This is a genomic window from Gemmata palustris (assembly GCF_017939745.1).
Classification (GTDB): Bacteria; Planctomycetota; Planctomycetia; order Gemmatales; family Gemmataceae; genus Gemmata; species Gemmata palustris.
Map to the genome: position 1 here is coordinate 184,443 of NZ_JAGKQQ010000002.1, position 12,275 is coordinate 196,717.

General features: G+C 65.9%; 8 protein-coding genes. 6 read left to right on the forward strand and 2 right to left on the reverse strand.

Features of this window, described 5'->3' with window-relative positions; all coding sequences use genetic code 11:
- Window positions 1-8: 8 nt before the first annotated feature.
- The 4 genes from J8F10_RS35265 to J8F10_RS35280 all read left to right on the forward strand — a co-directional run bounded on the left by J8F10_RS35265 (window position 9) and on the right by J8F10_RS35280 (window position 5,212).
- On the forward strand, window positions 9-2,219 hold the full coding sequence (locus J8F10_RS35265; protein WP_210662642.1) for a bifunctional serine/threonine-protein kinase/formylglycine-generating enzyme family protein: 2,211 nt from the start codon (window positions 9-11) through the stop codon (window positions 2,217-2,219).
- Window positions 2,220-2,463: 244 nt separating this feature from the next.
- Complete coding sequence (locus tag J8F10_RS35270; RefSeq protein WP_210662644.1) at window positions 2,464-3,363, forward strand: dihydrodipicolinate synthase family protein; 900 nt, start codon at window positions 2,464-2,466, stop codon at window positions 3,361-3,363.
- A 337-nt stretch (window positions 3,364-3,700) separates the two neighbouring features.
- Complete coding sequence (locus J8F10_RS35275) at window positions 3,701-4,630, forward strand: proline racemase family protein (protein WP_246524759.1); 930 nt, start codon at window positions 3,701-3,703, stop codon at window positions 4,628-4,630.
- A gap of 93 nt (window positions 4,631-4,723) precedes the next feature.
- The gene (locus J8F10_RS35280; protein ID WP_210662647.1) at window positions 4,724-5,212 is read left to right on the forward strand and encodes a macro domain-containing protein; all 489 of its coding nucleotides are present in this window, start codon (window positions 4,724-4,726) and stop codon (window positions 5,210-5,212) included.
- Window positions 5,213-5,221: 9 nt separating this feature from the next.
- Here J8F10_RS35280 and J8F10_RS35285 read toward each other — a convergent pair whose 3' ends face one another.
- Window positions 5,222-8,230, reverse strand: a complete 3,009-nt coding sequence (locus tag J8F10_RS35285) for an FAD-binding and (Fe-S)-binding domain-containing protein (protein ID WP_210662649.1) — start codon at window positions 8,228-8,230, stop codon at window positions 5,222-5,224.
- Between the two features lie 43 nt (window positions 8,231-8,273).
- The gene (gene dcuC / locus J8F10_RS39575) at window positions 8,274-9,797 is read right to left on the reverse strand and encodes a C4-dicarboxylate transporter DcuC (protein ID WP_246524761.1); all 1,524 of its coding nucleotides are present in this window, start codon (window positions 9,795-9,797) and stop codon (window positions 8,274-8,276) included.
- Window positions 9,798-9,970: 173 nt separating this feature from the next.
- On the opposite strand from dcuC, the gene J8F10_RS35300 reads away from it, so the two are divergent.
- Complete coding sequence (locus J8F10_RS35300) at window positions 9,971-10,267, forward strand: hypothetical protein (protein ID WP_210662651.1); 297 nt, start codon at window positions 9,971-9,973, stop codon at window positions 10,265-10,267.
- A gap of 146 nt (window positions 10,268-10,413) precedes the next feature.
- Complete coding sequence (locus tag J8F10_RS35305) at window positions 10,414-12,171, forward strand: DUF885 domain-containing protein (RefSeq protein WP_210662653.1); 1,758 nt, start codon at window positions 10,414-10,416, stop codon at window positions 12,169-12,171.
- The last annotated feature ends 104 nt before the right edge of the window (window positions 12,172-12,275 follow it).

The following is a 12,275-nucleotide window of genomic DNA, read 5'->3' on the forward strand; positions in this document are numbered from 1 at the left end:
ACCATTCGATGAGTAGCGCCGCCGACGCGACGGCCAGCTTCTACCAGAACCTGCAGGCCAGCAGGCTCCTGACCGAAGCGCAGCTCCGGGAGCTGTGGGGCTGGATCGCGTACACGAAGCCGGACGTCCAGGGCGTCGCGAAAGAACTGCACCGGCGGTCCTGGCTCACGCCCTACCAGATCCGCGAGACCGCGAAGGGCCGCGCGGCCGCGCTCAAGATCGCCAGCCGCTACCTCCTGCTCGACATCCTGGGCGAGGGCGGGATGGGGCGCGTGTACAAGGTCCAGGACGCGCGCATGGGCCGGACCGTGGCCCTCAAGGTGATCCGCAAGGAGAAGCTCGCGCAGGGGATCGCACAGGGGCGGTTCTACCAGGAGATCCAGGCGCTCTCGGCGATGGACCACCCGAACGTGGTCAAGGTGTACGACGCCGAGGAGGTGGACGGGAACCACTTCTACGTGATGGAACTGATCGACGGCACCGACCTCACGAAGATCGTCCGCGAGAGCGGGGCGCTGAGCGTCCCGGACGCCTGCGACGTGATCCGCCAGGCCGCGCTGGGGCTCGAACACGCCTTCGAGCGCGGGCTCGTCCACCGCGACATCAAGCCCTCGAACATCATCGTCCCGCGCGCCGGCGGCGCGGTGAAGCTGGTGGACCTGGGGCTGGCCCGGCTCATGGAGCAGCCCGGCGGCGAGGAGGCGAGCCGCATCACGCAAGAAGGGTTCGTGATCGGCACGCCGGACTTCCTCGCGCCGGAGCAGGCGCGCAACCCGATGGCCGTGGACATCCGCGCGGACATTTACGCGCTGGGCGGCACGCTGTACTTCGCCCTCACCGGGAAGGCCCCGTTCGACGGCGCGACCCCGACCGAGAAGCTCCTCAAGCACTGCACCGACCCGGCCCCGCGCCTGCTCCTCAGCCGCCCGGACGCGCCCGCACAAATCGAGCAGATCATCCTGTGGTGCATGGCGAAAGGGGCCGAAGAGCGGCCCCAAACGCCGCTCCAACTGGCACTCGCGCTCCAGCCCTTCTGCCCGCCGCCCGCGCCCGGCGGGTCGCGGTCCGGCTCCGGGTACTACCCGATCCCAACCGTCGCCCCCCTGCCCGTGCCCGTTCCACAAAGCGCGTATGCCGCTCCCGCGGCCCCGGCGGTTTCTTACCCCCCTCAGCCGGCGTACCAACCGCCGGCCGGGTATCCGGCGCCAGTGTACGCCCCGCAGGGCATCCCGCTCCCACCCGCGGACCCGGCCCCGAGCAATCAAGTATTCAAGCTGCCGCCCCGGAGGAACGCGGACGACCCGATTCGGCGGCGGGCCGAGGGCGGGTTCCCGGTCGGGGCCGTGCTGGTCGTACTCGGCGCGCTGTTCGTGGTCGGGGTGCTCGGATTCGCGGGTTATCAGCTCTTCCTGAAGACCGAACCGCCCCCGGTCGAGCCGTTCGCGAACACGCTGGAAATGAAGATGGTCCGCATCGAGGGCGGGACGTTCCGCATGGGGTCGCCGGACAGCGAACCCGGGCGCGCTGGGGACGGGCGCGAGGGGCCGGTGCGCGAGGTCACGATCCGCGGGCCGTTCTTCATGTCCGCGACGGAAGTCACCAACAGCCAGTTCGTGAAGGTGATAGGGCGGAACGAATCGCGGGCCGCGAAGATCGCCCACCGCATCGATTCGCTCCCGGTCGACGCCGCGACCTGGAGCGAGGCGAACGAGTTCTGCAAGAAGCTGACCGAGGCGGAGAAGAACCAGCCCTGGGCGCGCAAAAACTGGGCGTACCGGTTGCCGACGGAGGCCGAGTGGGAGTTCGCCGCGCGCGCCGGGACCGACACACCGTTTGCGTGCGGGGACCGCGTGAACTTCCCCACTCAAGCGGTATTCCGCGCGACCGAAGACGACCCCCTGGGAACCGGCGGAGACCCCCTCAAGCCGCTCCGGTTCGCGCAGGACGTGGGCAAAACCGAGCCGAACAAATTCGGTCTCTACGACATGAACGGCAACATCGCGGAGTGGTGCAGCGATTATTACAAATTGGAGGCGTACAAGGACGCCGCACGCGACAACCCTTCCGGCCCGACCGACGGCGACAGGCGCGTGATCCGCGGGGGCTCGTTCCGCGACCCGGCCGCGGCCACGCGCTCTGCCGCCCGCGACGGCCAGCGCCAAACCGCGCGCCTCGACTTCGTCGGGTTCCGCGTCGTGTACGCACCCGTGCAGAAGTGAGCGAACGGGAAGTGAGATTGGAGCTTTTGCGATGTCCCGGTGCGGGCGAACGGCGCGGCGTAAGCCCGCCGGTGGTTTTTAGACACTACCGGCGGCTTACGCCGCGCCGTTCGCAAAGTTCCAACACGACATCGGGACTTCAGTGTTCCAATTGATGCCCAAGCCAACCACTAATTAGTTAATTACCGGCCGCAAATCTAAAATCTGAAATCACTTATCTCAAATCAACACAAGGAGAGCAGTCATGAAAGTGAACTGGCGCGGTGTGTTCCCCGCTGTTTGCACACAGTTCCACGCGGACCAGTCGCTCAACATCCCGGGCACGCTGGCGCACGTCGACGCGATGCTCGCGGCCGGCGTTCACGGTTTCGTGATGATGGGGAGCGTGGGCGAGAACACCACACTCGATCCCAGTGAAAAGAAGGAACTGCTGAAGGCAACGATCGCGCACGTCGGCACGCGCGTACCGGTGCTCACGGGCGTGGCCGAGTACACCACTGCGGGCGCGTGCCGGTGGGCGGCCGACGCCGCGCGTCTCGGCGCGGACGGACTGATGGTCTTGCCGCCGATGGTATACAAGAGCGACGAGCGCGAGACGATCGCGCACTTCCGCGCGGTCGCGAAGTCCAGCGACCTACCGATCATGGTTTACAACAACCCGCCGGCGTACAAGGTGGACATCACGCCCGAGATGTTCGTCGAAATGGCCGACGAACCGAAGTTCGCGTGCATCAAGGAATCGAGCGACAACCCGCGCCGCATCACCGACATCATCAACCTCACCAAAGACCGGTACGTGATCTTCGCCGGGGTCGACGACCTCGTGGTGGAGTGCATGATCCTCGGCGCGGTCGGGTGGGTGAGCGGGCTCGTGAACGCCTTCCCCGCCGAAAACCGGCTCCTGTGGGACTACGCACAAGCGGGCAAGTGGAAGGACGCGCTCGATGTGTACCGCTGGTACACGCCGCTCCTGCACCTGGACACGCACGTCAAGCTGGTGCAGTACATCAAGCTCGCGGCGGCCGAGTGCGGGTACGGCACCGAGTTGTGCCGCGCGCCGCGGTTGCCGATCGTCGGGGCCGAGCGCGAGCACGTGCTGAAGCTCATCCGCGCGGCCATCGCCACGCGACCGACGAAGAAGTGAACCCCGGTACCGAACTATAAAACCAGCCACGGATCAGAACCAGAAAGACGGAATGGCCACAAAAAGGCACAAAGAGCACAAAAGAAAGCAAAGAGCAGAGTTCAGAAGACAGAGGACGGAGATCAGAAAACAGAGATCACGGTATCTTTACGCATAGGAGCGGGAGTGGTCGGCGGAAGTAAAAGCTACTGACATCTGGCTTTTGCGTTCTGTCCACTGTTCTCTGATCTCTGCCTTCTGTCTCTGTTCTTTTTTGTGCCCTTTGTGCTTTTTTGTGGCCATTCCGTCTTCCGTATCACATCCGTGTTGATCCGTGGCAGATTCCGGACCCCTCATTATGCGTCGAATTCAGGTCATTGATTCGCACACCGGCGGGGAACCGACGCGCGTCGTCGTTGGGGGCGGCCCCGACCTCGGCCCGGGGCCGCTCGCCGAGCGCGCGAAGGTGTTCCAAGAGCGGTTCGACACGTTCCGCTCGTGCGTGGTGAACGAGCCGCGCGGCTCGGACGTGCTGGTCGGCGCGCTGCTGTGCGCGCCGCACGACCCGGCGAACGCGGCCGGCGTCATCTTCTTCAACAACGTCGGCGTCCTCGGGATGTGCGGGCACGGCACGATCGGGCTCGCGGTCACGCTCGCTCACATGGGCCGAATGAAGGCGGGCGAGCACCGGATCGAAACGCCCGTCGGCGTGGTCACGGTCGCGCTCCACGACCCGCACCGCGCCACCGTGCGGAACGTGCCGAGCTACCGGCGCCACACCAGTGTGGCGGTCGATGTGGAGGGCATCGGCCGCGTAACGGGCGACGTCGCGTGGGGCGGCAACTGGTTCTTCCTGGCGAAAGAGCACCGCGAAGAACTGGCGCTCCACAACGTCGACCGGCTCACGGACGTGTCGTGGCGCATCCGCCGGGCCGTGAACGCAACGGTCCGCGAACCGGTCGATCACGTGGAACTGTTCGGCCCTGCGGTCGATGCGGCCAACCATTCGCGGAACTTCGTACTGTGCCCGGGGAAGGCCTACGACCGCTCCCCCTGCGGAACCGGTACGAGCGCGAAGCTCGCGTGCCTGTTCGCCGACGGCAAGTTGCGCCCGGGTGAGGTGTGGCGCCAGGAGAGCATCACGGGGAGCGTGTTCGAGGGCACGGTCGAACTCACCGGCGAGCCCGGCGTGGTCGTCCCGAGCATCACCGGCACCGCGTACCTCACCGCCGAAGCGACGCTGCTCGTCGACGAGACCGACCCCCTGAAGGACGGGATTAGAGGATAATTAAGTCCACAATTCTCGAATCGCGCACCGGCTCCCGGCCATCAAAACTACACTCGGCGCGAATCCGTGCCGAGTGCCACTCTGGGAGCCGTCATGATCCAAGAAGTTTCCGGCGACATCATTCTGACCAAAGCCCAGGCCGTTGCCCACGGGGTCGCGCCGGGCGACCACTTCGACCACGGGCTCGCGCTCGTGCTGCGGGAGAAGTGGCCCGCAATGGTGAAGGACTTCCGCCACTACGCCCAGCAGTGCCACCCGAAGCCGGGCGAACTGTGGGAGTGGGGCGGGGTCGGCGGTGTTCGCATCTTCAACCTGCTCACCCAGGGCGAACACGGGCACGGCGGTAAGCCCGGACCGGCGACCGAGGCCACCGTGAACCACTGCCTCCGCCGGTTGAGGCACGAGTTGGACAAGGGCGAGATCAAGAGCATCGCCCTGCCGAAACTCGCGACCGGGGTCGGCGGGTTGGAGTGGGAAAAGGTGAAGGCGCTGGTTCACCAGCACCTCGGCGATCTGTCGATCCCGGTATTCGTATACACGACCTACCACGCGGGCGTTCAGGCGGACGAAAAGGGCGCGTAGTGCGTTTACTTAGCCGGGCGCGGCGGCTCCCGCGAGCACTTCGAGCGGGTGCCGCGCGACGCGCCCGGTGAGGTCGCGGATCTGGTGGCGGCACGAGGTTCCGGTCGCGATCACGGTCGCGTCCAGGTCCGCGGTGACGGCGGGAACGAGTTCGAGGTTCGCGATCTTCACGCTCACGTCATAGTGCTGCTTCTCGTACCCGAACGCGCCGGCCATTCCGCAACAGCCCGCATCGAGTACGGTCACGTCCAGCCCGCGCACGAGCCGCAGCGCGTCCTGCGTGCCCTTCGACCCGACCAGCGCCTTCTGGTGGCAGTGCGGGTGCAGTAGCGCCTTGCCCACGAGCGGCGCAACGTCCAGAGCCAGTCCGTGGTCGCTCACCTGGCGCGCGAGCCACCCGTCGGCCAGTTCCGCGGCCGCCGCGACGCGCTTCGCCGCCGGTCCCGGCACCAGTTCGGGCCATTCGTCGGACAGCGAGAGAATACAACTCGGTTCCAGCCCGAGGATCGGTATCCCCTGCGCCGCGAAGTGATCGAGTTTCGCGATGCCGTCGCGTGCGAGTTTCCTTGCGTCGGTAAGGAACCCTTTCGAGAGCATCGCACGACCGCAGCAGATCCCCGCGAGTTCTACCGTGAACCCGGCGCGCTCCAGGAGCGTCACCGCAGCGCGCCCAATATTCGGTTCTTGGTAGGTAGTGAAGCAATCGTCGAGCAGTACGACCGTGCGCTGCGCGGAAGGCAAAGAACGTTCCTCCCCCGACCTCCCGTTCCGCGCTCCGCGCTCCGAATTCCGCGTTTGATAGAACCATTTGCGGAAGTGATCGCAGTGCCATTCCGGGAGGCTGCGCCGGCGGTCGATGCCCGCGAAGTTCTCCATCGCCCGGCGGGTCCACGACCGGCGCGCGAACCAGTTGTTCACCCCCGCGAACCGCGCCGCCAGAGGACTCAAGCGGTGAACGTGCTTCACCAGTAGGTGCCCGAGCGGGCGCGCGCGGCGCGCGTAAAAAGCCTGGAGGAACTCGGCCTTCAGCTTCGCGACGTCCACGTTGCTGGGGCACTCGGACTTGCACGCCTTACACGACAAGCACAAATCCATCACGTCCGCGATCCACCGCTGAGCGATCGGCGCGTGCCGGCTCTTTTGCGGGGCTTCATTCGTGAGGGTCAGGCGCAGCGCGTTCGCGCGGGCACGAGTGGTATCCTGTTCGTCCTTCGTGGCGCGGTACGAGGGGCACATCGCGCCGCCCTGTGTTTTGCGGCACACACCGGCGCCGTTGCACAACTCGATGCTGCGGAAGAACCCGCCTTGCTTGGAGAAATCGAGCACCGTCGGCGGGTCGGTCGCGGGCATGCGGCCCGGGGGCACGCGCATGTTGGCTTCCATCGCGGGCGCGTCTACCACCTTGCCGGGGTTCAGCACGTTGCCCGGATCGAACCCGCGCTTCACCTGTCGGAACGCCTCGTACACGACCGGGCCGAACATCTTGCGGTTCCACTCGCTGCGCACCAGCCCGTCGCCGTGCTCGCCGCTCAAACTCCCATTAAACTCCAGCACGAGGTCGGTCACGTCCTCCATGATCTTCCGCATGGTCACGACGCCAGCTTCTTCGTGAATGTTCAGCACCGGCCGAATGTGCAAACAGCCGACGCTCGCGTGACCGTAGAAGGCGCCATCGGTGCCGTGCTTGTGGAAGATTTCGCGGAAGCGGGCGGCGAACTCCGGCAGCCGTTCGGGGGCGACCGCGGCATCCTCGCAGAACGTGACCGGCTTCGCGTCGCCCGGCATCCCGTACAGAAGGGGCACCGCGGAACTGCGCAGCGCCCAGAGCGGGTCGCGCGTGGCCGCGTCGAGCGCGGGGACGCTCGCGGTGAGCCCGGCGCACCCCGCCAACCGGCGCCCGAGTTCGTGAACGCGGTACGAAACCTCGGCCGGGTCGTCGGAACTGAACTCGACCATCAGGAGCGCTTCAGGGCGCCCGCGGACCGCGGCCATCGTGTTTTTCAGCGACCGCTGATTGCGCGCGAGGTCGATCAGCATCCGGTCCATTAACTCGACGGCGGATGGTTCGAGTTCGAGGCACGCTTGTAGCGCGTCCAGCGCGGCCCCGAGCGACGCGAATTGCGGCACGAGTAGCCCGCGGTGCTTCAAGCGCGGGACGAGGGCGAGTTCCGCTTCCGCAATCACCGCGAGCGTGCCCTCGCTCCCCACGAGGAGCGGGACGAGGGAGTGGGGAGAACCCGATCCGCCAGGACCGGCGTATCCGCTGGGGTTGGAGTGTACCCCCGGCCTTGCGGCCGGGGTTCGCTCAACCAGAGCGGCGAGGTTATACCCGCTCACTTTGCGCACGATTTTCGGCGTGCGCGCGAGGATCTCGACCGCGTTCTCGCGCACGGTAGAATCGGCGGCGCGGTACGCTTCGCCCTCGCGTGTCCGCAGTTCGAGTTTGCGCTCGTACTCCAGTTCCGTGAGCGAGCCGAACTCGGTTCGTGTACCGTCGGACAGCACGACCTTGAGCGCGCGAACGTGATCGACCGTTTGCCGGTACACGATCGACCGCGCGCCGGCGGAGTTGTTACCGATCATGCCGCCGAGCGTAGCCCGGCTCGCGGTCGCCACGTCCGGGCCGAACATCAGGCCGTGCGGTGCGAGCGCGCGATTCAAGTGATCGAGTACCACGCCCGGTTGGACCCGCACGCAGCGGTTAACCGTGTCCACTTCGCCGACCGCGTTAAGGTACTTCGAGCAGTCGATCACGATGCCCGGGCCGATGCTCTGCCCGGACAGGCTCGTTCCGCCGCCGCGCGCGGTGATCGGCACGTTCAGGTCCGCTGCGATCTGCACCGTGCTCGTGAGGTCATCAACGGTTTTTGGCAGCACGACCCCGAGCGGCCGGACCTGGTAGTGGCTCGCGTCGGTGGAGTACAGCCCGCGAGACGTGTCATCGAACCGCACCTCGCCGCTGGTGTGTCGGCGCAGGTAGCGGACCAGGGAATCCCGGCGTGCGGTCGCGAAGTCCATGTGGTCGGGTATACGGGACGGGCGCGTCGTTGGTCACGTCCGCTCACAGCGCGCCCGCGAGCCGGAGCAGCACCACGACGGTGATTCCGACTAGGAGCGGCACCGCGACGCGCTTCGCCAGTGTGAACGGGTTCGTTCCGGTGAGCGTCCCGCACATCAGTACCACGGCCGCGACCGGCGACATCGTGCGCCCCGCGGCGCTCCCGAGCGACACCATCGCGCCGACCGCGACCGGGTCGAGTCCGAGCGCTTCCGCGGGGCCGTGGAAGAACCCGTAGAGGCTCTGCGTACTCGCCATACCGGAGCCACAAATCGCCGCGAACACGAGCGGCACGAGCGCGGCCAGTGGTTGCATCAATCCGGGCGCGCTCCTGATGAGCGCGCCGAGTGCTTCCGCCAGCCCCGCAGATTTAATGGCCTCCCCGAAACAGTTGGCGATGACGATGAGGCTGACGATATTGGCGAACCCGTACCCGGCGCCGGAGAAGAACTCCTTCACGCAGTCGCGCGCCTTGTTGGGAGTGACCGCCGCCGCGACGAGTACCCCGATCAGCATCGCGAACCCGATGAGCCGGCTGTTGTACGCGGGGTCGCGCGAACCGTCCGGCTTCTTCAGCACCACCCACGAATCGGGGATCTCGAACAGGTTGTAGGGCGCGGGCATCGCTGATGCGAACAGCAGCGCGAGCGGAACCAGCGGCACGAGGGCTTTCAGGAGGTTGATGGGCTCGGGTTGTGTCGGTAACCCCTCCTTAACCCCTCCCCCAAAGGGAGAGAGGCTTAATACCGGCGCTTGCGGTGCAATTGCCTGTGCCTTTGAATTTTCTCCCCCTTCCTTCTTAGGGAAGGGGGTTAGGGGGTTAGGTTCGGTCTCCCCCTTCCCTTCAGGGAGGGGGGACGGGGGGGGAGGTTCTTTCCGCTCCCACCACACGCTCATCAGCCAAATCACCGCGGTCGCGACGGCGAGCTGCGTGAACACGAGGGGCGGGAGGTACCTCTGCGTCTGCACGATCGTCGCGACGTTGGTCCGGTCCGCCACGGTGAGCAGTTCCGGCGCGCCGGGGTTCAGTAGTTCTCCGCCGACGGAGGCGCCGAGCAGCAGACACGCACCGATGGTCGCCATCGAATACCCGGAAGTGCGCATCAGCGGCACCACGACCGCGCCGAGGCACACCGCGGTGCTGGTCTGACTCACGAGCGGGATGTTCACCAGGAACCCGACCGCGACCACGCCCGGCACCAGCAGCCCGCGCACGCGCCGGAGCGGTTTCACCAGGAGCAATATCAGGTGCCGCTCGCAGCCGGTGTGTTTAAGAACGTGCGCGAACCCCATCGCGGTGCAAATGGGGACGACGAACTTCTCGTTCGAGAACGTGGCCAGGAACGTTCGCAGCACGCCCGCGACCGCGCCCGGCTCCCCGCCCCGCCCCGCGACGGTCGTGACTTCGACGGTCGCGGCGATCACGAGCGCGGCCCCGAGCAGCACGAGCCGCACGTCCCACCCCTTCACCACCAGCACAATGGCAGCGCCCACAATCAGTAGCGCCAAGACACCCGCGAATCCCATGCGTCGCTCCGCTCGTGTCGCGTCAAATTGTGCCGCCAATGTCGGCCGCACGCGATGCGCTGCGCGCCACGGTCGACGGGTGAGAGTTTCTCCTAAAAGCACTCAAGTCAACCTTCCGCGCGAGAGATTGTCGGGAATAGTTCAAGTGAACCATCAGTTCACGAGGTACCCCGATGACGAATGACGCCAAGTTCGGCATGTTGGTCGGCGTGCTCGGTGTCGTCGGCGCGGCCGTGTTCTTCGCCAAGCCGCCCGCGCAACCGGGCGCACCCGACCCACAAGCAAAGCAGCAAACTTCGGTACAAACGGCGCTCCCGGCAAACACACCCGTTGCGACCACAACACCCGTGGCCCACATTCAACCGGACCCCGGGCTCGCGGCGCTGCCGTCGACGCCCGTCGTGCGCACGCGCAAAGACGTGGAGGCTCAGCCCACCTCGCGCCAGTCGGGTTCCGACGAGGAGCCGTAAGCGCTCCGGCAAGATATTGACACGACACACGAGTCCGTCGTAATCCCGTGTGCAGCGGTTACGGCGGACTCGCGCGTCTCTGCGCGGACGTTCGCACCACCGGGTTGTAGTCTGGCGGAGACGCCACTACCGCGCAGGAGCTGCTGATGTCACGCTTGTTGTTCCCCATCATCGCGCTTTTGGGGGCCGGAGTCATGATTACACCCGCCGATGCCCCCGCAGCGCAACCGGCCGCGGAAGACACCCGCCTCAAGAACTTGTTCCAGACTTATCTCGACGAAGAGTTCCAAAAGCACCCGCTGTTCGCGACCCAACAGGGCAACCACGACTTCGACGACCAACTCGACGACCTCTCACCCGCGGCCCGCGCAAAAGACGTGACCCGCACGAAGGCCCTCGTCGCGACGCTCGCGAAGGAAATCGACGTCAAGAAGCTCTCGCAAAACGGCCGGATCGATTACCAGATCTGGGCACACACTCTCAACTACGGGCTGTGGTCCGCGGAAAACGACAATCGGTTCGAGTACGACCCCCGAAGCTACGGCGAGTACATCTCGGACAGTGTGTTCATCCTGCTGACGCAATCCACACTACCGCGCGAGCGGAACGTCGAGAACGCGGCCAAGCGCATCAAGCACATCCCGAAGATCGTGGAAGCCGCCAAAGCCGGGCTGAAAAACCCACCGGCCATTCTCACGGAAGTCGCGATCAAGCGTAACCTCGGCGCGATCGCCTTCTACGAGAAGGACATTTACGAGTTCGCGAAGGAAACGCCCGGCACCGAACCGCTCGCGACGCCGTGCAAGGCCGCGGTAACAGCCCTCAAGGACTACCAGACGTGGCTCGAAAAGGAGCTGCTCCCGAAGTCGAAGGGCGAATGGCGCCTCGGCAAAGAAAAGTTCGCCAAGAAGCTGGAACTCGAACTCGACGCGGGCCTCACCGCGGACGAAGTGGTGAAGATCGCGGAGGCCGAAGCGGACCGCGTCGAGCGCGAGATGTACTACGTTGCCAAGCAACTCTGGAGCAAACTGTTCCCGGGCAAGTCGCTGCCCCCGGACGACGCGACCGGCCGGCACGCGACGATCAAGGCCGTGCTCGACGAACTCGGAAAAGACCACGGTAAGCCCGAAACGATCGTGGACGACGCGAAGAAGACCGTTAGCAAGATCAAGGACTTCATTCGGGACAAGAAGATCCTCACGCTCCCCGAACCGGACAATTGCCAGATCATCGCGATGCCGGAGTTCCAGCGCGGGTTCTCGGCCGCGTACCTGAACCCGGCCCCGCCGCTCGACCCGAAAGCCAACAGCCTCTACGCGGTCGCGCCGCCGCCGAAGGACTGGACGCCGGCGCGCCAGGAAACGTTCTTCCGCGAGTACAACTCCGCGATGCTCCAGATCCTCACGATCCACGAAGCGTACCCGGGGCACTACGTCCAGCTCGCGTACTCGAACCGCAACCCGTCACTCGTTCGCAAGGTGCTGTGGTCGGGCTCGTTCGCGGAGGGCTGGGCCGTGTACACCGAGCAGATGATGCTCGACCAGGGCTACGGCGCCGGCGATTTGTCGTTGCGGCTGCACCAACTGAAGTTCTACATCCGCGCCGTGCTGAACGCGATCCTGGACCACAAGATGCACTGCGCGGACCTGACCGACGACGACGCGATGAAGCTCCTGGTGGGCCGCGGGTTCCAGACCGAAGCGGAAGCCGTGGGTAAGGTCGCCCGGGCGAAGCAGAGCAGCACGCAGCTCTCGACCTACTTCGTGGGCCGCACCGCGTTCTACCGGCTCCGCCAGGACGTGCAGCGCAAACGGGGCGAGGCGTTCGACCTGGGCAAGTTCCACGAAGACGTGCTCAGTCACGGCACGCTCCCGGTGAAGTTCCTGCCGGAACTGGTGAAGTAACCGTCTTGCCGCCCCGATAGGGCGCGACGTCCCGCCAGGGGTGGAACCCCTGGCGGGACGTCACGGGCCAACGGCGAGCGCTGCGCATCGGTCACCAGCTACAC

What these genes read in the sequence shown, in the direction of transcription:
- J8F10_RS35305 (WP_210662653.1), top strand. Translation starts at nt 10,414, where the DNA reads ATGTCACGCTTGTTGTTCCCCATCATCGCGCTTTTGGGGGCCGGAGTC.
- J8F10_RS35265 (WP_210662642.1), top strand. Translation starts at nt 9, where the DNA reads ATGAGTAGCGCCGCCGACGCGACGGCCAGCTTCTACCAGAACCTGCAG.
- J8F10_RS35300 (WP_210662651.1), top strand. Translation starts at nt 9,971, where the DNA reads ATGACGAATGACGCCAAGTTCGGCATGTTGGTCGGCGTGCTCGGTGTC.
- dcuC (WP_246524761.1), bottom strand. Translation starts at nt 9,797, where the DNA reads ATGGGATTCGCGGGTGTCTTGGCGCTACTGATTGTGGGCGCTGCCATT.
- J8F10_RS35275 (WP_246524759.1), top strand. Translation starts at nt 3,701, where the DNA reads ATGCGTCGAATTCAGGTCATTGATTCGCACACCGGCGGGGAACCGACG.
- J8F10_RS35280 (WP_210662647.1), top strand. Translation starts at nt 4,724, where the DNA reads ATGATCCAAGAAGTTTCCGGCGACATCATTCTGACCAAAGCCCAGGCC.
- J8F10_RS35285 (WP_210662649.1), bottom strand. Translation starts at nt 8,230, where the DNA reads ATGGACTTCGCGACCGCACGCCGGGATTCCCTGGTCCGCTACCTGCGC.
- J8F10_RS35270 (WP_210662644.1), top strand. Translation starts at nt 2,464, where the DNA reads ATGAAAGTGAACTGGCGCGGTGTGTTCCCCGCTGTTTGCACACAGTTC.